This window comes from Mesorhizobium sp. WSM4847 (assembly GCF_055811335.1).
In genome coordinates this window covers 39,445-64,615 of the sequence record NZ_JBVVPY010000014.1, presented here as the reverse complement: position 1 = coordinate 64,615, position 25,171 = coordinate 39,445, and the positions used below count along the sequence as shown (strand labels likewise).

The window sequence follows — 25,171 nt, the reverse complement described above, 5'->3', positions numbered from 1 at the left end:
TGCAGCGCTGTTCTTGCGTCGCAACGCGGGTATCGCAATTCTGACATGGAGAATTTGCTACCCAGAGAGGGCGGCAGTCTGTTGCCCAGCATTATTCAACCGGAGAGTACCTATGCGTACGCTGACAGGTCTTGTTTTCGGATTGGCGCTTGTCGCCGCGCCGCTGACGGGTGCTGCGCGGGCCGAGGTCAAGATGAGCGGCTCTTTCGTCGCCGACGCCACCTGTCCAGCCACCCAGGCCATCAGGAGCGGCAGGAACCCCGGCAATATCGCGACCGATGCGGGACAGAGCTACGAGCTTCTGGCTGGCAACAAGGATGCTCCCACCCACTATCTGATCCGCGTCCCCGGTGCCGATCCGGAGCGTCGGTGGGTGAAGGTCGATTGCGGCCATGTTTCGGGTGGCAGCGCGTCTACAGAACCGGCAGCACCTGTGCCGGCCGATCGGAAGAAGCCTGCTGCGCCGGCGTCGCGAAAGCCCGAATATGTCCTCGCGCTGAGCTGGCAGCCGGCGTTTTGCGAGACCAAGCCCGGCAAGACCGAATGCAAGGCGCAGACCGCGGCCGGTTTTGACGCGACGCATTTCACCTTGCATGGGCTGTGGCCGCAGCCGAACGGAAATTTCTATTGCCAGGTGGCAGCAGCCGACAAGGCGAACGACAATCCGGCGCGCTGGCAGGACCTGCCGCCGGTCGAGCTCGAGCCGAACACGCGGTCGGAGCTCGATCGGGTGATGCCAGGCACCGCATCCGCTCTCGACAGGCATGAATGGATCAAGCATGGCACCTGTTACGGCAAGAGCCAGCAGGCGTATTTTTCCGATGCGCTGAACTTGACGCGCGCGGCGAATGCTTCACCGGTGCGTGATCTTTTCACGCAAAACATTGGCCGGGATCTGACCTCTGGCCAGATCCGCGCCGCCTTCGACAGTGCCTTTGGTCCCGGCGCGGGCGATCGGGTTCGCGTCTCCTGCGTGAACGATCCTTCGAGCGGCAGGCGGCTGATCGGCGAACTGACGCTCGGCCTGACCGGCCCAATCGGTCCGAACTCTTCGCTCAGTGAGCTGCTGCTGGCCTCAGTGCCGACGAACAATGCCGGCTGTCCGAAAGGCATCATCGATCCGATCGAGTTCCAGTGACACTGGATGCCTATGCGCCGATGCCGATCGCGCCCGTCTCGGCCGGAAGACAAACCCGAAATGCCAAAACAGTTTGCCGTTCGGCGCGGCATCGCCTACATAGCGCGCAACTTCCATTCAATCCGACATTCCAGTCGACTTTTCAGGGAAAGCGCGCGTGGCACGCCAGTTCATCTATCACATGGCCGGCCTCAACAAGGCCTATGGCACCAAGAAGGTGCTCGAGAATATCCACCTCTCCTTCTACCCGGACGCCAAGATCGGCATCCTCGGGCCGAACGGCGCCGGCAAGTCGACCATCCTCAAGATCATGGCCGGCATCGACAAGGAGTGGAGCGGCGAGGCGTGGCTGGCCGAAGGCGCCACCGTCGGTTACCTGGCGCAGGAGCCGGCGCTCGATGCGAGCAAGACCGTGTTCGAGAACGTCATGGAAGGCGTCGCCGCCAAGACCGCGATCATCGAACGCTACAACGAATTGATGATGAACTATTCCGACGAGACGGCCGACGAGTCGGCCAAGCTCCAAGACGAGATGGACCGGCTCAACCTGTGGGATCTCGAACAGCAGGTCGAGATGGCGATGGAAGCGCTGGGCTGCCCGCCCAAGGAAGCCGACGTCACCAAGCTGTCGGGCGGCGAGCGCCGCCGCGTGGCACTGTGCCAACTGCTGCTGCGTCAGCCCGACCTTCTGCTGCTCGACGAGCCGACCAACCATCTCGACGCCGAGACGACGGCGTGGCTTGAAAAGCATCTGCGCGCCTATCCGGGCGCGGTGATGATCATCACCCACGATCGCTACTTCCTCGACAATGTCACCGGCTGGATCCTCGAGCTCGACCGCGGCCGCGGCATTCCCTATGAGGGCAACTACACCAAATATCTCGAAGCCAAGGCCAAGCGGCTCAAGCAGGAGGGCCGCGAGGACGATGCGCGCCAGCGGGCGATCGGCCGCGAGCGCGAGTGGATCCAGTCCAGCCCGAAGGCACGGCAGACCAAGTCGAAAGCGCGCATCCAGGCGTTCCAGGATCTGCTGGATGCGGCCGACAAGCGGCGTCCGAGCGACACCCAGATCGTCATTCCGCATGGCGAGCGGCTCGGCAATGTGGTGATCGAGGTCGAGGACCTGTCGAAGGGCTTTGGCGACACGCTGCTGATCGACGACCTCGAATTCAAGTTGCCGCCCGGCGGCATCGTCGGCGTCATCGGCCCGAACGGCGCCGGCAAGACGACGCTGTTCCGCATGATCACCGGCCAGGAAAAGCCGGATGCCGGCACGATCCGCGTCGGCGAGACGGTCAAGCTCGGTTACGTCGACCAGAGCCGCGATGCGCTCGACCCGACCAAGACCGTCTGGGAAGAAATCTCGGGCGGCGCCGAAGTGGTCAAGCTCGGCAAGTTCGAGGCCAACACCCGAGCCTATTGCGCCTCGTTCAATTTCCGCGGCGGCGATCAGCAGCAGAAGGTCGGCAATCTGTCCGGCGGCCAGCGCAACCGCGTCCATCTGGCCAAGATGCTGAAGACCGGCGGCAATGTGCTGCTGCTCGACGAACCGACCAACGATCTCGATACCGAAACGCTGGCGGCGCTCGAAGACGCGCTGGAAAACTTCGCCGGCTGCGCCGTCATCATCTCACACGACCGCATGTTCCTCGACCGGCTGGCGACGCACATCCTTGCCTTCGAAGGCGACAGCCATGTCGAGTGGTTCGAGGGCAATTTCGAGGATTACGAGCAGGACAAGATCCGCCGGCTCGGTCCCGATGCCGTCAACCCGCACCGCATGACGTACAAGAGGTTGACGCGATAGGGGTTTTTAGGGCGGCGAATTCTCAAATGATCTGAGGAGCTGAAATGGCAGACTGGTCCGCCGCCCAATATCTCAAATTCGAGGACGAGCGCACGCGTCCGGCGCGCGATCTCGTCGCGCAGGTGCCGGTGGCGGCGCCACGCCGGGTGGTCGATATCGGCTGCGGGCCGGGCAACTCGACCGAATTGCTGGTTGAGCGCTGGCCGGGCGCGCAGGTCAGCGGTTTGGACACCTCGGCTGACATGATCGAGAAGGCGAGGGCACGTCTGCCGGAAGTGGCCTTCGAACTGGCGGATGCGGCGGCGTGGCAGCCCGAAGAGCCGGTCGACGTGATCTTCGCCAATGCGGTGTTCCAGTGGCTGCCCGAGCATCCGGCGATCTTCCAGCGGCTGATGGGATTTTTGGCGCCCGGCGGCGCGCTTGCCGTGCAGATGCCCGACAATATGGGTGAGCCGTCGCACCGGCTGATGCGCGAGACGGCGGCCGAAATGCCGTTTGCCGAAAAGCTCGAGTGTGCTGCGCGCGGGCCGCTGCCGCTAGTGTCGTTCTACTACGATCTTTTGTCGCCGTTCTCCGACCGGCTCGACATCTGGCACACCGCCTACAATCATCCGCTGGCCGATGCCGGGGCAATCGTCGAGTGGCTGAAGTCGACGGGGCTGAAGCCGTTCCTCGATCCGCTCGACGAGAACGAGCGACGGTTTTTTCTCACGCGCTACACCGCTGGGATAACCGAAGCCTATCCGAAGACGGCGAACGGCAAGGTGTTGCTGCGTTTCCCGCGCCTTTTCATCGTAGCACGGCGCGCTGCCTAGAAACGATTGGCGACACCGAGACGCACTGCCTGGCTGCGCTTGATTCGGTTTCGCCACAATGCGTATTTCAGCCACGCAAGGTTGTGGTCTTTTGCCTCAGGCCCTTGATTTAAGCCGGCTTAAACTAGCTTGATGCGAATCATGTTGCGCCGAACTCTCGCGGCGCCCACATCAAGCCGCAGCGCCTGCGCATGGGACGAACTGAAAATGCATCGCGTCATCATCAGCGGCATCGGCGTTGAAATCCCCGAGCCTTCGATCACCAATGAGGAATTGGTCGACAGCTTCAATGCCTGGGTCGAGATGGAGAATGTCCGCCGCCAGGCTTCGGGCGAGACGCTGCTGCAGAAATCGGACAGCGCCTTCATCGTCCATGCTTCGGGCGTGCAGACGCGCCATGTGATCGAGCGGGAAGGCATTCTCGACCCGACCCGCATGGCGCCGCGCATTCCGGCGCGGCCGGACGACGCACTGTCGCTGGAAGCCGAGTTCGGCATCGCATCGGCCAGGAAAGCGCTCGACCATGCCGGCCTGGAGCCACCTGATATCGACCTGGTGATCTGCTCGGCCTCGCATCACCAGCGGCCCTATCCGGCGATCGCCATCGAGATGCAGCAGGCGATGGGCACGAGGGGCGCCGGCTTCGACATGGGCCTTGGCTGTTCGTCGGCGGCGGCGGCGTTGCATATCGCGGTCAATCTGGTGCGGGCGGGCGCACACAGGCGCGTGCTGGTGACGACGCCCGAAATCATCACCGGCCATCTCAACTTCCGCGACCGGCAGACGCATTTCATCTTCGGCGATGCTTCGGTCTCGATGGTCGTCGAGGGGCTTGCCCAGGGCGACAAGCGGCCGGGACGTTTCGAGGTGCTCGACACCCGGACCTGGACGCAGATGTCCAACAACATCCGCACCAATCTCGGCTACTACACGCGCACCGCCCAGGACGATCCGTATATGATCAACCTGGAAGGCAACCTGATCAATCAGGTCGGCAACAAGGTGTTCAAGGAAGTCACCGTCGCCGGGCACAAATTCATCGTCGAGTTCCTGGCCGAGCATGGGCTGACGCCGCAAGCGATCCGGCGCTTCTGGCTGCATCAGGCCAATGCACGTATGAACGCCATGATCCTGAAGCTGTCGTTCGGCCACGAGGTCGACCATGACCGCGCGCCGATGGTGCTGGAGCGCCTCGGCAACACCGCCGGCGCCGGTGCGGTCGTCGCCTTGTCGGAAAACCACGCCGACATGAACGCCGGCGACTATGGCCTGCTCTGCGCCTTCGGCGCCGGCTATTCGATCGGCGGGGCGCTGTTGCGCATGCTCTGATTGGCGCGAACGGCACCGGCATTGGAAGGCGCCGGTGTAATCGCATCAGCCTGCTTGACTGGAGCATCAGTGCTTTAGGCTGGACCTGATGAACTCACTGCGGCTAATTGCTTGGCATCACGCACGGAGCGAAGCCTATGCTGGACCTCTTCCCCGAGACGGTAAACCCGGTCGAAATCATCCCGGCGCGGAAACTTGTCGCGCGGGTGGCCGCGCTTTACGTCGCGCCATCGGATCATTTCGAGACACGCGCGGTGGATGAATTGCGTCTTGGCTTCGACGGCATCGACGGCGATTTCCACGCCGGCGCGACGCGGCGCTCCGGCGGGCGCGAGCCCTGGTATCCACGCGGCACCGAGATGCGCAACGAGCGGCAGCTGTCGATCGTGGCCGCGGACGAGCTGGCGATCGTGGCAGGGCGGATGGCCATCGCCGAGATCAAGCCGGAGTGGATCGGCGCCAATCTGTTGATCGAAGGCCTGCCGCATCTCTCGATGCTGCCGTCCGGCACGCTGCTGTTCTTTAAAGGAGGCGTCACCGTCAAGGTCGACGCGCAGAACGGACCTTGCCGCATCGCCGGACGATCGGTCGCCGAAAATGCCGGAATGGCCGACCGTGAAGCCGGCGCGCTGTTGTTCCCGAAGACGGCAAAGCGGTTGCGCGGCCTTGTCGCCTGGGTGGAAAAACCAGGACGCATCACGGCCGGCGAGGAGATTTCGGTGCGTGTGCCCGAGCAGTGGATTTACCGGGCCTGAGGCCAGGGATGGTCAGGGATAGTGCACCGGGCTGCACCAGGTCGGATCTCGGTGCTTTTGCCAATAGATCGCCATGAGGCGCCTGGTAATCGCACCGACCTTGCGGTCCGCGACCGGAACACCGTCGATCATCGTTACCGGCATGATGCCGCCGGCGGTCGAGGTGATGAAGACCTCATCGGACTGACGCAGCGCAGCGACGCTGACATCGGCCGCGGCAACGGCAAGCCCTGCCTCCGCGCAGAGATCGAAGACGGTGCGGCGGGTGATACCTGGCAGCACGCCGACAGCCGGCGTCGACAGTTTGCCGTCATCCACGCAAAAGACGTTGAAGCCGGGGCCTTCCGCGACATTGCCGTTGAAATCGAGGAGCAGTGCGGTCTCGGCGCCGCGGTCATAGGCGTCGTAGAGGCCTCGCACCAGGTCGAGCCAGTGGTAGTTCTTGATTGTCGGGTCGATCGAGGCTGGTGGGATACGCACTTTGTCGCTGATCGCCACATGCAGGCCGCGCTGCAATTGCTCGGCGTTGGCGACCGAGCCGAAGGGAACGGCGAACGCCATGAAGCGTTGACGGCGTCGCGCGGGTCGCGGCTGAAGGTCGGCGAGGCGCCGCGCGTGCACAGCATCTCGACATAAGCGGCGCGATGACCCGACAGCGCCACGCAATTGTGGAGGATTTCGGCCACGCCATCGCGGTCGAACGGGACCGTCATGCGCAGCTTGTCCAGCCCGCCGAAGAAGCGATCGAGATGCAGATCGAGGCGGAAGAAACGACCGTCCCAGACATGCACTGTGTCGTAGGTGGCGTCGGAATGCAGGAAGCCCCAATCCAGCACCGAGATCTTGGCTTGCGACATCGGCAGATACTGCCCGTCCAGGAAGGCAACACCATCGGGATGGGAGTGCGGGTCTATATGATGGGCGGAGAGCGAGGGCAGTGGTTTGGCGTGCGGATCGATCAAGTTGCTCATCACGTCCTCCGTCAGGTCGTCTTCGTCGAACGCGATAGAGCGCTGCGGCGGTTGGCACAAGACACAGGCCGGGGTTGCGGATGAGCCATCGGGGTATCTGGTTATTCCTCGTCCTCATCCTGTAGCAGACGGGTGGCGCGCCAACGGGTCAGCACCCTGTTGGTCTGTTCCATGACGAAGAAACGCGCCGAGTCGCGATCGTAGCCTTCGGCCAGCAGTTTCTCGTAGTCGGTGTGCACATGACGGATATGGGCTATTGTCGCCAGCCATACGGCAATGCTCGGCGGCAAGCTCTTCATATGCACCGCGCCGGCGTCGGCGCGGATCTTCTCCATGTCGGCATAGGGCGCCAGCGGCAAAAGCGCTGTCAGCGCCTTGGCGATGGCGCGGCGGCGACCGGTCGGCGCGTTCATCGCCCGACCTGTCCGGGTATGACCTGTCCGGGCTCGTCCCGTCCGGCAATGGTCGCGTCGGCAAAGGCATCGGTCGAAGCGAAATAAGGCTTGATGTCGATCACCGGCGTGCCGTCGAGCAGGTCGATGGCATCGACATCGATACGACCCGTTTCGATGTTGAGGGCGACGAGCCTGGCGATATGCAACCCGACCGGGTTCGGCCGGGCCGGGGAGCGCAGCGAAAAAACGCCCGTCGGTTCAGCCGCATGGCGGGGTTTCTGAACAATCAGGGTCCGCGGGGCGTGGTGCAGCCAGGACAGGATGATGACGTGACTGGCGCGTGCAAGCCCGAGCAGACCCTCGCGATAGGGCAGGTCGATGGTGAGAACCGCCGGCTGTCCGGTTTCGCGCGCGGCTTTCATGTTCTTGGGGCAAGTTTCCCGCGAGGTCCAGGGCGAGGCGATGCGGCCGATGAAGACGACGTGGCCGTCCGGCGCCATATCGGCGGGATCAGTTTCAAGGAGCTTTTCGCCGCTGCGCGTTTCGAACACGGTTTTGCCCCGATCCTGCTTCCGGCTGTGCGCGATCCGCCACGCATGCGCCATTTTCTTGTCCGGGAGCGACATAGCGCTTGCAAGCCTTTCAAAATCGACATAAACATATGTTTATATCTTTTCAAAGAGAATGCTCGCATGTATGTCGCGCTCGACACCATGGTAGATACATTGAAGGCGGCGGCCGAATCCAGCCGATTGCGCATCCTGGCGTTGCTGTCGCGCGGCGACCTCACCGTTTCCGATCTCACCGAAATCCTCGGCCAGTCGCAGCCGCGCGTCTCCCGCCACCTGAAGCTTTTACTGGAGGCGGGGCTGATCGGCCGCTATCAGGAGGGCTCCTGGGCCTTCTTCCGGCTGTCGGATTCGGATGCGGCGCGGGACTTCGTGCTCAGGCTGGTCTCCGGTATCCGGGGTGCCGATCCGCAGGTCGAGCGTGACCTCGATCGGTTGGCGGCGGTCAAGCGCAAGCGGCAGGATCGCGCCGCCGAATATTTCTCCGCAAATGCCGCAAGCTGGGATCACATCCGCTCGCTGCATGTGCCGGACCGCGCCGTGGAGGCAGCGTTGCTCAAGCTCGTCGGCAAGCGGCCGTTCCAGTCGATGCTCGACCTTGGCACCGGCACCGGGCGGCTGCTCGAGATCTTTTCGCCGCTCTACCGGCGCGGCATCGGCATCGACATGTCGCGCGAGATGCTGACGGTGGCGCGCGCCAATCTCGACAAGGCCGGCATCTCGAATGCGCAGGTGCGCCAGGGCGACATTTTTGCGCCGCCGGTCGAGCGCGACGCCTTCGATCTCGTCACCATCCACCAGGTGCTGCACTATCTTGACGATCCTGCTCGCGCCATCCGCGAGGCAGCAAGGCTGCTGCGTCCGGCAGGCCGGCTGGTGATCGTGGATTTCGCTCCGCATTCGCTGGAATTTTTGCGCGACGCCCACGCGCATGTGCGGCTCGGCTTTGCCGACCGGCAGATCACCGAGTGGTTTTCCGAGGCCGGGCTCGACCTCGAAGAGCGCCAGGAATTCGAGCCGCGCGCCGGCAATGAACCCAGGCTCACCGTAAAACTGTGGCTCGGCCGTGACCAGCGCATGCTGATCGCCGATCCTTCCAACCACGCACAACCGGCCAATGCCTTTCCGATAGGGGAAACCGCCTGATGAACCAGTTCCGCTTTTCCCGCCGCCCTGACATTGGCGACAAGATCAGGGTTTCGTTCGAGTTCTTCCCGCCGAAGAGCGACGAGATGGAAGCAAGGCTGTGGGACACAGTTACCCGGCTACAGCCGCTCAAGCCGAAATTCGTCTCCGTCACCTATGGCGCCGGCGGCTCGACCCGCGAGCGCACGGCGCGCACGGTCAAGCGCATCCTCAACGAAACGACGCTGACGCCGGCGGCGCACATGACGTGCGTCGATGCGGCGCGTCACGAGGTCGATGAAGTCATCCAGGAATTCGCCGACATGGGTGTCATTCGCTTCGTCGCCCTGCGCGGCGATCCGGCCGAGGGCGTCGGCGCCGCCTACCGTCCGCATCCGGACGGCTATGCCAATGGCGCCGAACTGGTGGGGGCGCTGAAAGGTGTCGGCGATTTCGACATCTCGGTCTCGGCCTATCCGGAAAAGCATCCGGAGAGCCCGGATTTCGCCACTGACATCGATATGCTGAAGCGCAAGGTCGACAATGGCGCGACGCGAGCGATCACCCAGTTCTTCTTCGACAACGACCTCTACGAGCGCTATGTCGAGCGGGCGCGGCGGGCCGGCATCTACATACCGATCGTGCCGGGCATATTGCCAGTCCACAATTTTACCCAGGTCGCCAATTTCTCGGCGCGCTGCGGCGCGCTGGTGCCGGCGTGGATGGCCGAGCGCTTCGACGGGCTGCAGACGGACCCGCAGACACATGCGCTGGTGGCGGCCGCGGTGGCGGCCGAGCAGGTGCTGGACCTTGTCGAGCGCGGCGTCGGCGATTTTCATTTCTACACCATGAACCGCGCCGATCTGGTCTTCGCCATCTGCCACATGATCGGCATCCGCTCGCACGAGGCTGAAGCCGCAGGGTCCGCCGCGGCGTAACTCCCCGTCAAATCCGGGATGCAAAAAGGCCGGGTAAAAACCCGGCCTTTTCAATGACTTGGACTATTTTGTGCTGATCTTCCGTTGCTTGGCGGGTCTATGGAAGAAAGCCCATAATCAGCGCCCCGATGAAGGCAAATGCAGCACAAATCATCAATGCGTTGATTGGCCTCGTGAGTCCCATGTCATAGCCTCCTCTTAAAGAGCTATGGCCCGAGTCTAGGGGCATTTCTGCCACAGGCAAGCGGAAACTATGCTGCAATGCGACGACATTGTGGAATTTGCGACAGGCCATTTGCCGTTAGGCATTGAAACTCTTCGGTAAATCCCGCTTCGGCCCTGTGTACAAAATGTGACGGAGCTGGGGCAAGAATGGGTATGGCAGCTTTACCGCCGCTGAAAGTCGGAATCGATTTTCGCGTCGGTACGAAGATTCGACAAGTTGAGTTGGAGCGTCGTTTGGGCGTCCGATTGGACCCTCAAGCGTGTCAGGCCTGGGAAGCGACCCGCTTCAGCTTGTTGGTCATGCATGTCGTTATCGCAAACCGCTACGCACCCTCGGTTCAAGCCCGAGGGCGTGCTTTTGGGCGACATGCATCAGCGTCGGCCGAACAGGCGGCCGTCGATGGTGACGAGGCCGATCGCGATCAGCGCCATGCCGCCGAGCTCGAACAATTGGAGCCGTTCGCCCAGGAACAGAAAGCCGAGCAGGATCGCGCTGGCCGGCACGATGAGCGTGACCAGCGAGGCGTGGGTGGCGCCGGCCGAGGCGACGAGGTTGAAATAGAGGATGTAGGCGAAGGCGGTGGACAGCAGGGCCAGCGCCAACACCGCCGCCCAGACCGGCGGCGAGGCCGAAAACAGGTTGGCAGTGCCGTGGCCAAGCAGCACGATCGGGATCATGATGATGGTCGAAGCGGTCAATTGTCCAGTGGCGATGACCGGTGACGGCACACCCTTGAAGCGGCGGGCGATCATCAGGGCCACCGCATAGGACAGGGAGGCGCCGACCAGCGCAAATTTCGCCCAGACCGGACCGCCCAGCCCGGCAAGCAGGCCGGGACCGATCATCACCGCAGTGCCGACGATGCCGAGCGCGATCCCGGCAAGCTTGTTCCAGGAGAGCTTTTCGTCTGATGTCAGCGCGTTGGCGAGGATCAACGTCCAGAACGGCGTCGTCGAATTGAGCACCGAGGCGACACCGGCGCCAAGCTCGGTCTGGCCGGCGAAGATCAGCGAGAACGGTATGACGTTGTTGACGAGCGCCAGCAGAAAGAACAGGCCGGCATGCGGCAAGGCGATGCGGAAGGACGGACCGCGCAGGCCGAGATAGAGATGCAGCGCCAGCGCCGCGATGGCGACGCGAAACAGCACCAGCACCAGCGGCGGAATCTCGGCAACCGCAATGCGGGCAAAGAAGAACGAGCCACCCCAGATCGCACCGAGCAGCAGAAGCTGCGCCCAGTCTTTCAAGACCATGGGGCCGCGCATTGCCGTCGTGGTTGTGATCGCCATGGAGAATCCTCCCGGATGGTTCTGAATGCCAAGTCAATCAGGCGTCTGTTCAGGCCATATTCTGTTCGATGGCAAGGGCCACCCGAAACCAGATCAGTGGACTAGCATTGCATCATCTGCCGTAGCGCCGCAGCGTCAGGGGTGCGAGACACAGAATTGTTTTCATTCCCGCATAGGTTGGATTAATTGTGCGCAGTCTAAGCCAAGGGATTCGTCCATGCAGCAATTCGAAAATGCGCGCGAAGCGGCGCTGGCGCTTCGCCCGGACGATCCGATCTATTGCTTCCGCCCGCAGGTGCTGAAGGCGGACGCCAGGCAGTTCATGGGCATGTTTCCCGGCAAGACCGCCTATGCGGTCAAGACCAACGGCGAGCAGATCGTGCTGAAGGCGCTGGTCGAGGCCGGCGTCGGCGCTTTCGACGTGGCCTCGCCCGGCGAGTTCGCCGCCGTGCGCGCGGTCTCGCCGGACGCCGAGATGCTCTACATGCATCCGGTCAAGGCACAGTCGGACATCAAGCTGGCGCTGGAGAAATATGGCATCCGGGTCATCTCGCTCGACCACGAGGACGAGATCACCAAGCTGACCCGCGTGGTGCGGGCGCTCGATATCGATCCGGGTGCGATCACCGTGTTCGTGCGCATCCAGACGAAAGGATCGGCCGCCTACGAACTGTCGAAGAAGTTCGGCGCCGGACCGGCCAATGCGGTCGAACTGGCCGAACGGCTGAACCGGACGGGCTACAAGGTCGGCTTGTGCTTTCATGTCGGCAGCCAGATCGAGGATCCCGACACCTATGAGCGCGCGCTGGCCTCGGCCGACTGGGTGCGCAACCGCGTCAGCTTCGACATCGCCGGCCTCGACGTCGGTGGCGGTTTTCCCGCCGAATACGGCCATGATCCCAACCGCAAGCAGATCGAGATGCCGTCGCTCGGCCAGATCATGTCGCGGCTGTCGGGCGATCTCAAGGAATACCAGTTCGACCAGATGCCGCTGGTGGCGGAGCCGGGCCGGGTGATCGTGGCGCGCTGCCTGTCGCTGATCGTGCGCGTGCTGCTGCGCAAGGGCAAGCGGCTCTACATCAATGACGGCATCTGGGCGTCGCTGTCGGATTCATGGACCGGCAAGATCACGCTGCCGGCGCGCTTCATTCCAGACCCGGCGATCCGCTCGCGCAATGGCGAGGAGAAGACCATCGTGCCGTTCAAGGTGTGCGGCGCGACCTGCGATTCCGTCGACATCCTGTCGCGGCCGTTCTGGCTGCCGGAAACGGTCGATACCGGCGACTGGATCGAGATCGGTCATATCGGCGCCTATTCGCTGTCGCTGAGGACACGGTTCAACGGCTTCTATCCCGACACGTTTGTCGAGGTGACGACGCCGTTCGATGAGGGCGATGCGCCACAAGGGTTCGCCAGCCTGGAGACGATGGCGGATTAGTGAATAGTGTATAGTGAATAGTGAATAGTGAATAGTGAATAGTGAATAGTGAATAGTGAATAGTGAATAGTGCGTAGTAGTCAGTAGTCAGTATTCAGTAATCAGCGGTGACTGCCTAATTCCACTGCCACCACAACCTCACTATTCACTATTCACTAAGCAACGCCGCCGCCGGCCTGGATGTTCTCGCCGGTCAGCCAACGGGCCTCGTCGGAAGCGAGGAAAACCGCGACATCGGCGATGTCGCGCGGCGCTCCGATCCTGCCGAAGGGCGACATCCCGGCGGCGATCGCGCGATCCCGCTCGGGCAGCAGGTCAGTGTCGGTAAAGCCTGGCGAAAGCGCATTCACGGTGACGGAGCGCGGTCCGAGTTCGCGCGAGAGGACGCGGACGAACTGCTCGACGGCTCCTTTGCTGCCGAGATAAAGGGCGGTCTGGGTGAAGAACATCTTGGTTCCACCGGTGGAAACCGCGATGATACGGCCACCGTCGCGCACGCGCCGCGCCGCTTCCTGAAGCGTGAAGAAGGTGCCTTTGGCATTGGCGCCGAAGACGTGGTCGAAGTCGGATTCGGTGGCCTCGACCAACGGCTTTATGACGGCGACGCCGACATTGGCGACGACGATATCAATCGCGGCCATCTGCTTCTCGGTTTCATCGAACAGCCGGCGAATGTCGGAAACAATGGAGATATCGGCGCGAATGGCGACGGCCTTGCCGCCATTCTCGCGGATGGCGGCAACGGCTTCCTGGGCGGCTTTCTCGTTGCCGACATAATTGACGACCACGGCCGCGCCGTTTGCCGCGAGCCCCTCGGCGATGGCGCGGCCGATGCCGCGCGAACTGCCGGTCACGAGCGCGATTTTGCCTTCAAGCGAATGATACATAGCTGTCCCTTTCTCGTCTGGCTACGGCCGTTCCAAATCGAGCGGCGGCGTTCCATGTGGACGTTAGGGGCATGCTATTGATCAGATAATAGCCTATAATCGAACAGGCTTGTTAAGTCTGGGGTACATAATGCGAGGGACCGAGTTTTCCGAGCTGAGGGCGTTCGCGACGATCGTCGAGGAAGGCAGCTTTGTCCGCGCCGCGGCCAGGCTCAGAATTTCGCCGCCGGCGCTTAGCCAGACGATACGCGGGCTGGAGGAGCGTGTAGGTGTCCGGCTGCTCAACCGCACGACCCGCAGCGTGTCGCCGACCGCTGCAGGCGAAACGCTGTTTGCCCGCCTCGCTCCGGCATTCAGCGAACTCGAAGGGGCTGTCGCCGACGCGCATGCATCACGCGATCGACCGGCAGGCTCGCTGCGTATCAATGTTCCACGCATCGCCGCTATGCGTTTCATCGTGCCCATCCTCGGCGATTTCCGCCGCGCCTATCCCGATATTGCCCTCACCATCATCGTCGACGACATGCTGACCGATATTGTCGAGGGACGATTCGATGCCGGAATCAGGCTTGGTGAGCGGCTGCATAAGGACATGGTGGCGGTGAAACTCAGCGGGGAGCTGGAGATGGCCGCAGTGGCGGCGCCCAGCTATCTCGAGGATCACCCCATGCCCCGTCATCCCGCCGACCTGCACCATCACCAATGCATCAATTTCCAGTGGCCCGGTGGCGGCAACGTCTATCGATGGGAGTTCGCGCGAGGCCAACACGCTTTGGAAATAGCCGTGAACGGCGGTCTGACGGTCAACGACACGGAACTGATGATCAGGGCGGCCCTGGATGGGATCGGCGTGGCTTACATGCTGGATTACCAGGTTCGGCCGTGGATCGAAACCGGCAAGCTCATCCGTTTTCTCGAAGCCTGGTCGCCGAGATTTCCGGGCTTTTACCTATATCATACAAGCTCCCGGCAGGTTCCGCCGGCCTTGCGAGTCTTCATCGACTTCCTGTTTGCCAGGCGGTGATGGATTAGTGAATAGCGAATAGTGAATAGTGAATAGTGAATAAGTCAGTAGTCAGTAGTGAGCACCTAGTTCCATTCACCATTTACCATTCACTATTCACTACTCACTACTCGCTAACCTGCTACAGCTTCGCCAAAAGCTCTGGTGTCGGCCAGCCGTCGACCGGCAGGCCTAGCCGCATCTGCTCCTTGCGGATCGCTTCGCGGGTGTTGGTGCCCAGGATGCCGTCGACCGTGCCTACGTCATAGCCTCTGGCCTCGAGCTTTGTCTGCAATGCCCTCATCTGGTCGCCGTTGAGGCCGGGTTCGGGATTGCGCGGGTCGAATTGCGGCGCACCCGCCAGCCGCGCGGCGAGATTTGCCGCGGTCAGCGCATAGGTGAAGGACTGGTTCCATTCGAGGTAGACGTCGAAATTGTCGTAGACCAGGAAGGCTGGCCCCTTGCGGCCCATAGGCAGTGCGAGGCCTGCCTTCAGGCCGTTGTCGACAAGCGGCGTGCTGTTCGGGTTGGTGACACCCCACTGAGCCCATTGCGCCAGCGGCAGCTTGTTGGTGCGGCCGGTCTGGTCCCATGGCAAGTCGTCCGGCACGCGGACTTCCTCGATCCAGGGCTGGTCGCGTTTCCAGCCGCGCGACGTGATCTTGTTGGCCGTGGTCATGATCACATCAGGCGCGCTGCCGCGCAGGTCGATCACTTCGTCGCCGTCGCCGTCGACGCCTCGGCCGAGATAGTCGGAAGGCAGCATCTGCGTCTGGCCGATTTCGCCCGCCCAGGCGCCGGTGACGTCGGCCGGGACCACGCCGCGATCGATCAGCGTCAACAATGGCACGATCTGGGGCCGGAAGAGCTGCGGGCGACGACAGTCGTGAGAGAGCGTGACCAACGCGTTCAGCGTTTGGAAATCGCCCTGCACGGCGCCGAAATCGGTTTCCAGCGCCCAGAAGGCGGCAATGACCGGGGCCTGAACGCCGAATTCGCGATCGGCGCGGGCAAACACGTCGGCATATTCCTTTAAGACGACCGCGCCCTGCTTCAGCCGATAGGCCGATATCATGCGGTTCGAAAACTCGATGAAGGTCTGGGTAAAGACGCCTTGGGCGCGATCTCGCGCCAGCACCTTTCCATCGAGAGCGGCGGTTTCCAGTGCCTCAAGTCCGGCAGTGCCGACGCCGGCGTTCTTCGCCTCGGCCACAACGCCCTGCTTCCAGGCCTGGAAATCGCCGCCGCATTGCTGTGCCACCGCCGGCGACGTGGCGGCCAGAAACAGCGCCGCGAGAATTTCCAAGCGCAATCGCATCGCCATCCTCCCGAGAAGATTACCGGCGGTTGCAGGCGTCCTTCATTGGCTGTGTCGAAAAGCAGGCTGCAGGCCCGCTGTCAACGGGTGTTCTGCCGCAGCCATTTGTTCCAGGTGGCTTCCGAGCCGTTGAACACGTTGATATCGGCCTTCCCTGAGATGCCCGGCACAATACCGGTTCCGGTGTACTGCCAGAAGGTGAACGGGTGGCTGCCGTATCTTTTGCGCGGATGGCCGGCCACCGAACGCAGCCAGTAGGGATAGCCGCGGAAGGCCGACAGGCCGTTGTCGTCGAAGAAATCGATCGAGGTGTAGATGATCGGCTTCTTGCCATAGTGCTTTTCGACGATTTCGAGGAAAGTGCTCATCTCGCTGCGCACCGTGGCCGCATTGGGGCGCAGCTTGCAGGTCGGCGATTGCGGGTTCCATTCCATGTCGAGAACCGGCGGCATTGCCGAGCGGTCTCTGGGCACGTTCTGGATGAACCAGCGCGCCTGCGTCGCGGCCGGTGTGCAGAAATAGTAGAAATGATAGGCGGCGCGCGGAATTCCGGCGGCTTTCGTGCGGCTCCAATGCTCGTTGAAATACGCGTCGAAGCGATCGCCACCTTCCGTCGCCTTGACGAAAACGAAGGAAATGCCGCTTGCCCTGGCCGCCGGCCAATCGACCGAGGTCTGGTATTTGGAGACGTCGGTGCCATGGACGGCATAGCTCCACGGCGCGCCGCTGTCCCACTCATGCGGGTCGGAGTCGTCAAAACGGGGTGCGCGCACCGCAACGCTCGGCGCGCCCGATGAGGGAGGCGCAAGATCGTCGACGGTCGAGCAGGCGCCCAGCAGCGTCAGCAAGATGAAAGCCGCGAAACGGCGCATCGCTACTCCTGAACCGGTTTCAGCCGGCCGCTGATGGGTTGTTGCTGCAGGTGGTCCCTCGACCGTGCCCCCAAGCGATCGCCCCACAGGACCGCTCTCCTATCCCTGGTGTATCGCTGATCATGGTTGATATTCCGTTGACAGCGCTCGACCAGAACCGCGATTTTGCCGAAGCAATGACGGCAAATCGATGGCATAGATGAGCTTCCGGGGGAATCGGAAAATGCAGATTGCTCTGAGGCTGGTGAAGTGGCTGCTCGGGCTGGCCGTATTGGCGGTCGCAGCACTCGCCGCCTGGCTTTACATCGCGCCGCCGGAACTGATCCGAGTCGGCTCGGGTTATACGGCCAAGATCGTCTGCTCGAATGTCTTCATCGCCGGACGCGATGCCGATGAGGTGCTCGCAGTCGACGTGCAGGCGCCGGGCCATCCACTGCTGCGGCTGATGAGGATGTCCGTCGACAAGGAGCAGGGCACGGTTTCGGCCGGGCTGTTCGGCGTGTTCGGCAAGAGCGTCGCCGTCGTTCGGAACGGGCTTGGTTGCACCGCGGTTCCGGGCGGCGACATCGCCCGGGCCAAAGCAGTCGCCGGGCCGGCGCTGACACCGGCGCCGCCGCTCGCCGCGCTCTGGCCGGAGGGCGACAAGGTCGAAGCATCGCAAAACCCCGAGATCGCGAAAATCCTCGACGATCCTGCAATGACCGGCGCCGGTATGCGGGCGGTGGTGGTGGTCAAGAACGGCCGCATCGTCGCCGAGCGTTATGGCGCAGGCTTTACCCAAAAGTCGCCGCTGCTTGGCTGGTCGATGACCAAGACGGTCAATGCCGCGATCGTCGGCACGGTGGTGAAGGACGGCAAGATGGTGATGACGAACCTGCGCCTGTTCGGGCCCTGGAAAGCGGACGGCCGCGCCGCCATCAGCCTCGCCGATATGATGGCGATGTCGAGCGGGCTGGAGTTCAACGAGGATTACGGCGACGTCACCGACGTGACGCGGATGCTCTATCTGGAGCCTGATATGGCGGGCTTTGCCGGATCCAAGCCGCTGACCGGCGAGGTGGGCAAGGTATTTTCCTATTCAAGCGGCACGGCAGCGATGCTGTCGCGGCTTTGGCAGGATGCGATCGGCGACAAGAACAAGGCGCTGGCGTGGCCAAGGATTGCACTGTTCGACCCACTCGGCATGCAGAGCGCGGTACTGGAGACCGACGAGCACGGCACCTTCGTCGGATCGTCCTATCTCTACGCCACCGCCCGTGACTGGGCGCGCTTCGGCCAGTTCCTGCTGCAGGATGGTGTCTGGAACGGCCAGGAGGTCCTGCCTGCGGGCTTCGTCGCCTGGATGCGGGAAGCCGCACCCGCCTCGAAAGTCTACGGCAGAGGCCAGGTGTGGATCGAGGGTCCGGGCGACGAGGAGAGCCCCGGCGCCGGTATCGCTGCGGGCCTGCCAAGGGATAGCTATTGGATGGAAGGCCATGACGGGCAGACGGTCGCCATAATCCCCTCGGCGCAGCTTGTGGTGGTGCGGCTCGGCCTGACGCCGGCCAAGCTCGGCTACCGGCCGCAGATTATGCTGGCAGCACTGGTGAAGGCGCTGCATTAGAGGAATGCGGCGATCGCTCGCCGCAGCGTCTATGCAGTTGTCGCCAAAGGCCTTCCACGATCAACACGCGCCCGCCCGTCTGGCGAGGAGCGAAGCGACGCGACCGATCTTGGGATTCCGTGACCTTGGAGCGCTGCTGCGGTGCAGAACCTTCGATCGCGGAGCGAGGCGCCCCCCTCTGTCCTGCCGGACGTCTCCCCCACAAGGAGGGAGATTGGCAGCTCGCGCGCCTCACCCTTCTTTCAACGTTGAAGATTGGCGAAGCCGGACGCGACATCTGATCTCCCCCCAAGTGGGGGAGATGTCCGGCAGGACAGAGGGGGGCGCGACGGATCACTGCTGTTTTCGTTCTGAGCCGCTGCATTCTTCGGCTGATGTCACGGAATGGATCCCAGGTTCCGCGCTGTGTCGCTTCGCTCCTTGCTTGACCTAGGATGACGAAGGCGCGGGGGCTTATGGCTAATCGCAGACGTTGGAGATTGGCGGTTGCAGGCCGGTCGGCAGCGACCCTCCACAGGGCTCAGTCAAAGAGCAAATCCTCTGGGCTGCGGAACTAGCTGGCGATCTTGATCACGGCCAGCCAGGCGTAACCGCGATAAAGCGTTCTAAACCGAAGGGTTGCGCCGCGCCTTGCAGATTCCGATTGCAGGATGTCCCGCAGTGCCTCGCGCGGCTCGACGTGGAATTTTCTCAACCAGCCGCGCAGCAGCGTGCGGAACCAGCGGGGCAGGGCCTCCTGCTGGCCGAAATCGACGACGTGCAGCGAACCGCCGGGTGACAGGGCTGCAAGTGCCGCCGAAATCGTCTTCTCCCAGCCGGGGATCATCGACAGCGAATAGGAGACAAAAATGCGGTCGAAACTTTCGACGGAAAATAGCACCTTCGCGTCGAAATCGGTGGCGTCGCCGCGCGCCAGCGTGACGCGGCCTGAGACGCCTTCGCGGGCAATGGCAGCAGTGGCCGTTTCCAGCATTTCGGCTGAAATATCGAGACCGAAGAAGCGGGCGTCGGGACAAAGCCGGGCGGCGAGGACGATGTTGCGGCCGGTGCCGCAGCCAAGCTCGAGCACGGTGCCGCCGGCGGGCACATTCAGCCCCGCGATCAGCCGGTCGCGGCCGAGCAGGTAGTATTTGCGGGTCAGGTCGTAGACGTGGCGCTGCCAGCGGTAGACGCCGTCCATCAGCTCGGCGTGCCCGGCCGGCGGTTCGCCGTGCCTGGCCGGCAGTTCGGTCGCGCTCATGCGGCCTGCTTCACATAAAGGTGGAAGCCGCCATAGATGGCCGAACGGTCGCGGGCCGAGAATTCGCGCGACGCCTCCTCCGCATAGCTCCACTGGTCGAGCAGCGAATTCGAGACCCGGCCGGGCAACAGGCTGGGTTCGGCCGCGGTGCGGAAGATGACGCGGGCATCGGTCGACGCGGTACGGGTGATCTCGGCCCACAGCGCATTGAGCTGGTCGTCGGTCATCCAGTCCTGCGCGTCGAGCAGGACGAAGCGGTCGACCGAACCGGCATCCTTGCCGGCAAGGAACTCGATCAGATTGGCATGGTGGATGGCGATGCGGTCGGCATTGTTGCGGATCGTTTTGTAGTTGCGTTTTTCGAGATAGGCAGGCAGCGCCGCCTCGCCGGGATTGGGGTAGCGGCGGGCAAAAGCCTGCCAGGCGAAATAGTTGTTCTCCAGCGGAAAATCGCAGGCGAGCTTTTCCAGCCGGGCCTTCAGCACGCTGGCCATGGTGCCGTCGCCCGAGGTGATCAGCGAATCGTACTGTGCCGGCGGAATGCCGAGGCCGAACAGCGAGGCTTTTCGCGATGTTGCCCATTTCAGCAGCGGTTTTTCGAAAACCGGCGCCAGTTCCTCGTCGAAGAATCGGCGCTGGTCGACGAGGCTTTTGGCTTCCATGATGCCGGCCGGATCGACGCCGAAGAATTTGGCGGTGCGATGGCCCATGGCAATGAACAGGCCGAGCAGCCCGGTCTGGTAAAAATTGCTGTCGAAGACGGCGATGCGGCGACGCCGGCGCCAGTTGCGATGTTCCCAGTAATGACGGCTGACCGGGTCGAGATGCGGCGCGATGAAACGGTCGTAGGCTTGCGAATTGTGACGGGTCTCGGCAGCGCCGAAGAAACGGAACAGGTCACCCTGCGACGGCAGATGGCGCACCGCTTCGAGCTTCATGCGGTTCAGCGCGATATGGGCGGCGTTGAGATCGACGGCGTCGATCCGTTCCGGTGACCGGGTGAGATAGGCAAGGATGTTACAGCCACCCGAGGCGATGGTGACGACGCGGTGGCCCTGGCCAAGCTGCATCGCCTCCATGTCGACGTCGGGGTCTTCCCAGATCTGTGGATAGACGAGGCCGGAAAACAGCAAGGCGAAGAGCCGCTCGGAGAGGCCGGCCTTAGACAGCGGGCGGTTCTGGTAGACGGCCTTGCCAACTTGCTTGCCGCGGCGAAAAACCAGTTCTCCGGAAACATCCGTCATGACAAGGCGATTCCCCGTTTGCTCTGGCGCAAGCGGGTAGCGCAGGTGGATGACAGGCCGGTGACAGTCTGTTGAGGCGAGTTCAGGCGTTGCCAAATCCGCCCGGCGTCGGCGTCGTCACGATGACGGCTTCACCGGCCTCGAGCACCGTCTGGTCGCAAGCCTTCAGGACTTCGATGCGGCCATCCTTGCGGCGAACCTTGGTCGAGCCGACCTCGCCATCGCCGCCGCCGTCCAGGCCTCGCGGCGGGCGATTGCGATGTGAGGACAGGATCGCGCATTCCATCTTTTCGAGGAAACGGATGATGCGCTCGGTGCCGTCGCCGGCACTCCATTTGCCTTTGCCCCCGGAGCCTTCGCGGATGTGGAAATCCTCGAGCAGGACGGGGAACCGCAACTCCAGCACTTCCGGGTCGGTCAGGCGCGAATTGGTCATGTGGGTGTGGACGCCGGAGGTGCCGGCAAAGCCGCGACCGCTGTTCATCCGGCCTGCCGGCGAGCCGGAGCAGATCGTCTCGTAATACTGGTACTGCTTGTTGCCGAAGGTGAGGTTGTTCATCGTGCCTTGCGCATTGGCCATCGCGCCCATGGCGCCGAACAGCGCATTGGTGACATGCTGCGAGGTCTCGACATTGCCGGCGACGACCGCGGCCGGGTAGGTCGGCTTCAGCATGCAACCTTCGGGAATGATGATGTTGATCGGTCTCAGACACCCGGCATTCATCGGGATCATGTCCTCGACCATGACGCGGAACGCATAGAGCACGGCTGCGCGGGCGACCGGCTCGGGGGCGTTGAAGTTGTTCTTCATGACCGACGATGTGCCAGTGAAGTCGACGGTCGCCTCGCGCTTTTGCCGGTCGACCGATATCTTCACCTTGATGATTTGGCCGGTGTCGGTCGGATACTCGTATACGGAGCTGTCGGGCAACCGCTCCAGCACGCGGCGCACGCTTTCGGCGGCATTGTCCTGGACATGGCCCATATAGGCCTCGACCACGCCAAGGCCGAAATGCGCGACCATCTCGCGCAACTCGGCAACGCCCTTTTCATTGGCGGCAATCTGCGCCTTGAGGTCGGCGATGTTCTGGTGCGGATTGCGCGCCGGGTAGGGGTGGTCGGTGAGCAGCGTCTCCAGCTCCTTCTCGCGGAACCGGCCGCGATCGACGATGCGGAAATTGTCGAACAGCACGCCTTCCTCGTCGACGGTGGTGGCGAGCGGCGTCATCGAGCCGGGCGCCGTGCCGCCAATGTCGGCATGATGGCCGCGCGAGGCGACGTAGAAGAGGATCTTTGGCGATTGGCCGATCTCCCCCCTTGTGGGGGAGATGCCAATTGGTGACAAAGAGGGCAGGGCAGAGGGGGGCAACGTCGAGCGCTCAGCTTCGCGGTATGCCGGCTCGCCAATTGGAGGCGTTGGCGGGACAGCGCCCCCCTCTGTCGGCTTCGCCGACATCTCCCCCACATGGGGGGAGATTGGGCGCCCATCCTCAAAGACCGGCGTCACCACGGTGATGTCTGGCAGATGCGTGCCGCCATTATAAGGCGCATTCAGTGCAAAGACGTCGCCGGGGTGGATGTCGCCGGAGTTCAGCCGAATGATGGTTTCCACCGAACGGTCCATGGAGCCGAGATGCACCGGCATGTGCGGCGCATTGGCGACCAGCGCGCCATTGCGGTCAAAGACGGCACAGGAGAAATCCAGCCGTTCCTTGATGTTGACCGAATAGGCGGTGTTTTGCAGCGTCACGCCCATCTGTTCGGCGATCGACATGAACAGGTTGTTGAACACCTCCAGCATGACCGGATCGGCCTCGGTGCCGAGCGCCGCCAGCCGGCGCTTTTTCTCGATGCGACGCAGGAGCACGTGGTTCCTGGCGGTGATTTCGGCCTGCCAGCCCGGCTCGACGACGATGGTCTGGTTCGGTTCGATGACCAGGGCAGGGCCGCCAAGCTTGTGCCCCGGTTTGAGCGCCTCGCGGCGGAAAATGCCGGCGTCTCGCCAGGTGCCGTCGATGAAGATTTGCCGATTTTCCGAAGGGCTTGCGGCGATGTCTTCAAGGATTGAATCACTTTCCTCGCGGCCGGCGTCGCCGCTGTCGATGCCTTCGACGCCGACCGATTCCACGATCATCGGCTTGTCGTCATAGACGAAGCCGAACTGCGCCTTGTGGGCGGCTTCGAAATCCGCCTTGGCCCGTGCGATCGAACCGTGCTCGAAATTCACCGGCAGCGCGGTGTCGGTGCCGTCGTAGCGGATCTGCAGCACCGGTTTCGAGGCGACGGCGCCCTCGGCAATGCCTTGCGCGGCAAGCTCGTCGATGACGGCTTTGCGCAGCGTCGCGATGAGTTCATCGATTGCCGGCCTGGACACTTCCGTCAGCGGTTTCAGCAGCGCCTGCTGGCGCGACGAAAAAATCGAGGACAACCCAATGCCATAGGCCGACAGCAGCCCGGAGAAGGGATGGATCAGCACCGCCTCCATGCCGAGTGCGTCGGCAACGAGGCAGGCGTGCTGGCCGCCGGCGCCGCCAAAACAATTCAGGAGATACTCGGTGACGTCGTAGCCGCGCTGCACGGAAATCTTCTTGATGGCGTTGGCCATGTTTTCGACGGCGATGGTGACGAACCCTTCGGCGACCGCCTCCGGCGTGCGGCCGTCGCCGATTTCGGCGGCGAGTGCGGCGAATTTCTCGCGCACGGTTTGCATGTCGAGCGGCTCGTCCTGGCCGGGTCCAAAAATGGCCGGGAAGAAGTCGGGGTGCAGCTTGCCCAGCATGACATTGGCGTCGGTGACGGCCAGCGGGCCGCCGCGCCGGTAGGCGGCCGGGCCGGGATTGGCGCCGGCCGAATCCGGCCCGGCGCGAAAACGGCCGGCCTCGTAGTGCAGGATGGAGCCGCCGCCGGCGGCGACGGTGTGAATGCGCATCATCGGCGCGCGGATGCGCACGCCGGCAACCTCCGTGTCGAAGGCGCGCTCATAGTCGCCGTCATAATGAGCGACGTCGGTTGAGGTGCCGCCCATGTCGAAGCCGATGACCTTGTCGAAACCGGCGAGCTTTGCTGTCTCGACCATGCCGACGACGCCGCCGGCCGGACCGGACAGCAACGCGTCCTTGCCCTGGAACATATCGGCGGCGGTAAGGCCGCCGGATGACATCATGAACATCAGGCGAGGGGATTCCCTCCCCCTTGAGGGGAGGGTGGCGGCGAAGCCGCCGGGTGGGGTCGGCTCGACTGGGTTCGACGCTCTGGCGGTGCCTTCTAAGATGACCCCCTCTGTCGGCTTCGCCGACATCTCCCCCTCGAGGGGGGAGAGGACGCCCAGCTCTTGCGCCACCTTCTGCACATACCTTGCCAGAATCGGCGACAGATAGGCGTCGACCACGGTCGTATCGCCGCGGCCGACCAGCTTGATGAGCGGCGAGACCTCATGACTGACCGAGACCTGCGAAAACCCCAGTTTCCTGCAGACTTTTGCAACCGCCTTTTCGTGGTCGGGATATTTCCAGGCATGCATGAACACGATCGCCACCGCGTCGATGCCGTCGGCCCTGGCTTGTTCGATGGCCGGGCGCATGGCGGCGATGTCGAGCAGCCTTTCGACGCGGCCGTCGGCGCGCACGCGCTCATCGACCTCGATGACGCGCTCGTTGAGCTGTTCGGGAAGGATGATCTGCTTGGCGAAGATATCGGGCCGCGCCTGATAAGCGATCCTCAGCGCGTCGCGAAATCCCCTGGTGATGAGCAGCAGCACACGGTCGCCCTTGCGCTCCAGAAGCGCGTTGGTGGCAACGGTGGTGCCCATCTTGATGTCGCCGATCAGGCCGGATGGGATCGGCGCGCCGGATTTTAGCCCGAGCAGATCGCGAATGCCCTGGATGGCGGCGTCGGCATAGGCTTCGGGATTTTCGGATAGCAGCTTGCGCGGGTGCAGCCCGCCTTGCGGGTCCCGGCCGATGACATCGGTGAAGGTGCCGCCGCGGTCGATCCAGAAATCCCATTTGGCGGTCACGGCAGCTCTCCCGGGCATTTTATTGATTCAAATGTGCTAATTCGCCATGGTCTGGTGTTAATTCGCCATGGCTTCGCCGGCAACGCAAAAGCAGATGATGTTACATACGGAAATGCAACGTTATGAAACCCATGGGGCATTCGGTGCATTCTGTCCTCGATCGTCACCGGTAGCGGGGGCGTGATTAGAGGAGA

At 62.9% G+C, this 25,171-nt stretch carries 19 protein-coding genes and 1 pseudogene; 10 read left to right on the top strand and 10 right to left on the bottom strand.

Annotation, left to right across the window (positions count from 1 at the left end; translation table 11 throughout):
* Positions 1–112: 112 nt before the first annotated feature.
* The 5 genes from AC0L28_RS20755 to AC0L28_RS20735 all read left to right on the top strand — a co-directional run bounded on the left by AC0L28_RS20755 (position 113) and on the right by AC0L28_RS20735 (position 5,844).
* Positions 113–1,138, top strand: coding sequence for a ribonuclease T2 family protein (locus tag AC0L28_RS20755; RefSeq protein ID WP_473479943.1), 1,026 nt, complete (start codon positions 113–115; stop codon positions 1,136–1,138).
* A 157-nt stretch (positions 1,139–1,295) separates the two neighbouring features.
* On the top strand, positions 1,296–2,945 hold the full coding sequence (gene ettA / locus AC0L28_RS20750) for an energy-dependent translational throttle protein EttA (protein WP_027153822.1): 1,650 nt from the start codon (positions 1,296–1,298) through the stop codon (positions 2,943–2,945).
* Between the two features lie 44 nt (positions 2,946–2,989).
* Complete coding sequence (gene tam / locus AC0L28_RS20745; protein WP_473479941.1) at positions 2,990–3,760, top strand: trans-aconitate 2-methyltransferase; 771 nt, start codon at positions 2,990–2,992, stop codon at positions 3,758–3,760.
* Positions 3,761–3,967: 207 nt separating this feature from the next.
* Positions 3,968–5,089: a beta-ketoacyl-ACP synthase III gene (locus tag AC0L28_RS20740; RefSeq protein ID WP_128167198.1), complete on the top strand. Its 1,122-nt coding sequence runs from the start codon at positions 3,968–3,970 to the stop codon at positions 5,087–5,089.
* Positions 5,090–5,226: 137 nt separating this feature from the next.
* Positions 5,227–5,844: an MOSC domain-containing protein gene (locus AC0L28_RS20735; RefSeq protein WP_287259754.1), complete on the top strand. Its 618-nt coding sequence runs from the start codon at positions 5,227–5,229 to the stop codon at positions 5,842–5,844.
* 12 nt (positions 5,845–5,856) lie between these two features.
* Here AC0L28_RS20735 and AC0L28_RS20730 read toward each other — a convergent pair.
* From AC0L28_RS20730 to tsaA, 3 genes and pseudogenes are all read right to left on the bottom strand, one after another.
* Positions 5,857–6,815 (bottom strand): annotated as a pseudogene (locus AC0L28_RS20730) (aminotransferase class IV).
* Between the two features lie 101 nt (positions 6,816–6,916).
* On the bottom strand, positions 6,917–7,228 hold the full coding sequence (locus AC0L28_RS20725; protein ID WP_128167195.1) for a DUF2293 domain-containing protein: 312 nt from the start codon (positions 7,226–7,228) through the stop codon (positions 6,917–6,919).
* The gene (gene tsaA, locus AC0L28_RS20720; protein ID WP_473479938.1) at positions 7,225–7,815 is read right to left on the bottom strand and encodes a tRNA (N6-threonylcarbamoyladenosine(37)-N6)-methyltransferase TrmO; all 591 of its coding nucleotides are present in this window, start codon (positions 7,813–7,815) and stop codon (positions 7,225–7,227) included. Before tsaA ends, AC0L28_RS20725 begins: the two co-directional genes overlap by 4 nt.
* An 87-nt stretch (positions 7,816–7,902) precedes the next feature.
* Here tsaA and AC0L28_RS20715 point away from each other — a divergent pair, with 87 nt between their 5' ends.
* Together AC0L28_RS20715 and metF are read left to right on the top strand one after the other, a co-directional pair.
* Positions 7,903–8,925, top strand: coding sequence for an ArsR/SmtB family transcription factor (locus AC0L28_RS20715; protein WP_473479936.1), 1,023 nt, complete (start codon positions 7,903–7,905; stop codon positions 8,923–8,925).
* The gene (metF, locus tag AC0L28_RS20710) at positions 8,925–9,842 is read left to right on the top strand and encodes a methylenetetrahydrofolate reductase [NAD(P)H] (protein ID WP_473479934.1); all 918 of its coding nucleotides are present in this window, start codon (positions 8,925–8,927) and stop codon (positions 9,840–9,842) included. Before AC0L28_RS20715 ends, metF begins: the two co-directional genes overlap by 1 nt.
* Before the next feature lie 597 nt (positions 9,843–10,439).
* On the opposite strand, the gene AC0L28_RS20705 is transcribed toward metF, so the two are convergent.
* Positions 10,440–11,357 carry a DMT family transporter gene (locus AC0L28_RS20705; protein WP_473479932.1) on the bottom strand — a complete coding sequence of 306 codons (918 nt, stop codon included), beginning with the start codon at positions 11,355–11,357 and terminating at the stop codon, positions 10,440–10,442.
* Positions 11,358–11,574: 217 nt separating this feature from the next.
* Here AC0L28_RS20705 and AC0L28_RS20700 point away from each other — a divergent pair, with 217 nt between their 5' ends.
* On the top strand, positions 11,575–12,795 hold the full coding sequence (locus AC0L28_RS20700) for an alanine racemase (protein ID WP_027153812.1): 1,221 nt from the start codon (positions 11,575–11,577) through the stop codon (positions 12,793–12,795).
* Positions 12,796–12,950: 155 nt separating this feature from the next.
* On the opposite strand, the gene AC0L28_RS20695 is transcribed toward AC0L28_RS20700, so the two are convergent.
* Entirely contained in the window at positions 12,951–13,682 is a 732-nt protein-coding gene (locus tag AC0L28_RS20695; protein WP_473479930.1) for an SDR family oxidoreductase, read from the bottom strand.
* 130 nt (positions 13,683–13,812) lie between these two features.
* On the opposite strand from AC0L28_RS20695, the gene AC0L28_RS20690 reads away from it, so the two are divergent.
* Positions 13,813–14,706, top strand: a complete 894-nt coding sequence (locus AC0L28_RS20690; RefSeq protein WP_287259761.1) for a LysR family transcriptional regulator — start codon at positions 13,813–13,815, stop codon at positions 14,704–14,706.
* Between the two features lie 121 nt (positions 14,707–14,827).
* Here AC0L28_RS20690 and AC0L28_RS20685 read toward each other — a convergent pair whose 3' ends face one another.
* Positions 14,828–16,003, bottom strand: coding sequence for a lytic murein transglycosylase (locus tag AC0L28_RS20685; RefSeq protein WP_023798717.1), 1,176 nt, complete (start codon positions 16,001–16,003; stop codon positions 14,828–14,830).
* A gap of 80 nt (positions 16,004–16,083) precedes the next feature.
* Positions 16,084–16,875: a glycoside hydrolase family 25 protein gene (locus tag AC0L28_RS20680; protein WP_023798718.1), complete on the bottom strand. Its 792-nt coding sequence runs from the start codon at positions 16,873–16,875 to the stop codon at positions 16,084–16,086.
* Positions 16,876–17,098: 223 nt separating this feature from the next.
* Between AC0L28_RS20680 and AC0L28_RS20675 the strand changes: the two genes are divergently transcribed.
* Positions 17,099–18,478 (top strand): serine hydrolase domain-containing protein, encoded by a 1,380-nt coding sequence (locus AC0L28_RS20675; RefSeq protein WP_287259763.1) that lies wholly within the window; start codon positions 17,099–17,101, stop codon positions 18,476–18,478.
* Positions 18,479–19,031: 553 nt separating this feature from the next.
* Here the strand turns inward: AC0L28_RS20675 and AC0L28_RS20670 are convergent.
* From AC0L28_RS20670 to AC0L28_RS20660, 3 genes are all read right to left on the bottom strand, one after another.
* Entirely contained in the window at positions 19,032–19,718 is a 687-nt protein-coding gene (locus AC0L28_RS20670) for a class I SAM-dependent methyltransferase (RefSeq protein ID WP_473479927.1), read from the bottom strand.
* Positions 19,715–20,962, bottom strand: a complete 1,248-nt coding sequence (locus AC0L28_RS20665; RefSeq protein WP_473479925.1) for a BtaA family protein — start codon at positions 20,960–20,962, stop codon at positions 19,715–19,717. The genes AC0L28_RS20670 and AC0L28_RS20665 overlap by 4 nt, the downstream gene beginning before the upstream one ends.
* Before the next feature lie 82 nt (positions 20,963–21,044).
* The gene (locus tag AC0L28_RS20660; RefSeq protein ID WP_287259767.1) at positions 21,045–24,977 is read right to left on the bottom strand and encodes a hydantoinase B/oxoprolinase family protein; all 3,933 of its coding nucleotides are present in this window, start codon (positions 24,975–24,977) and stop codon (positions 21,045–21,047) included.
* Between the last annotated feature and the right edge of the window lie 194 nt (positions 24,978–25,171).

Excerpts from the sequence above, each read along its gene's own strand:
- AC0L28_RS20695 (WP_473479930.1), bottom strand. The coding sequence starts at position 13,682 with ATGTATCATTCGCTTGAAGGCAAAATCGCGCTCGTGACCGGCAGTTCG.
- AC0L28_RS20705 (WP_473479932.1), bottom strand. The coding sequence starts at position 11,357 with ATGGCGATCACAACCACGACGGCAATGCGCGGCCCCATGGTCTTGAAA.
- AC0L28_RS20680 (WP_023798718.1), bottom strand. The coding sequence starts at position 16,875 with ATGCGCCGTTTCGCGGCTTTCATCTTGCTGACGCTGCTGGGCGCCTGC.
- AC0L28_RS20755 (WP_473479943.1), top strand. The coding sequence starts at position 113 with ATGCGTACGCTGACAGGTCTTGTTTTCGGATTGGCGCTTGTCGCCGCG.
- tam (WP_473479941.1), top strand. The coding sequence starts at position 2,990 with ATGGCAGACTGGTCCGCCGCCCAATATCTCAAATTCGAGGACGAGCGC.
- AC0L28_RS20670 (WP_473479927.1), bottom strand. The coding sequence starts at position 19,718 with ATGAGCGCGACCGAACTGCCGGCCAGGCACGGCGAACCGCCGGCCGGG.
- AC0L28_RS20740 (WP_128167198.1), top strand. The coding sequence starts at position 3,968 with ATGCATCGCGTCATCATCAGCGGCATCGGCGTTGAAATCCCCGAGCCT.
- AC0L28_RS20735 (WP_287259754.1), top strand. The coding sequence starts at position 5,227 with ATGCTGGACCTCTTCCCCGAGACGGTAAACCCGGTCGAAATCATCCCG.
- AC0L28_RS20685 (WP_023798717.1), bottom strand. The coding sequence starts at position 16,003 with ATGCGATTGCGCTTGGAAATTCTCGCGGCGCTGTTTCTGGCCGCCACG.
- metF (WP_473479934.1), top strand. The coding sequence starts at position 8,925 with ATGAACCAGTTCCGCTTTTCCCGCCGCCCTGACATTGGCGACAAGATC.
- AC0L28_RS20715 (WP_473479936.1), top strand. The coding sequence starts at position 7,903 with ATGTATGTCGCGCTCGACACCATGGTAGATACATTGAAGGCGGCGGCC.
- tsaA (WP_473479938.1), bottom strand. The coding sequence starts at position 7,815 with ATGGCGCATGCGTGGCGGATCGCGCACAGCCGGAAGCAGGATCGGGGC.
- AC0L28_RS20665 (WP_473479925.1), bottom strand. The coding sequence starts at position 20,962 with ATGACGGATGTTTCCGGAGAACTGGTTTTTCGCCGCGGCAAGCAAGTT.
- AC0L28_RS20690 (WP_287259761.1), top strand. The coding sequence starts at position 13,813 with ATGCGAGGGACCGAGTTTTCCGAGCTGAGGGCGTTCGCGACGATCGTC.
- AC0L28_RS20700 (WP_027153812.1), top strand. The coding sequence starts at position 11,575 with ATGCAGCAATTCGAAAATGCGCGCGAAGCGGCGCTGGCGCTTCGCCCG.
- AC0L28_RS20725 (WP_128167195.1), bottom strand. The coding sequence starts at position 7,228 with ATGAACGCGCCGACCGGTCGCCGCCGCGCCATCGCCAAGGCGCTGACA.
- AC0L28_RS20675 (WP_287259763.1), top strand. The coding sequence starts at position 17,099 with ATGCAGATTGCTCTGAGGCTGGTGAAGTGGCTGCTCGGGCTGGCCGTA.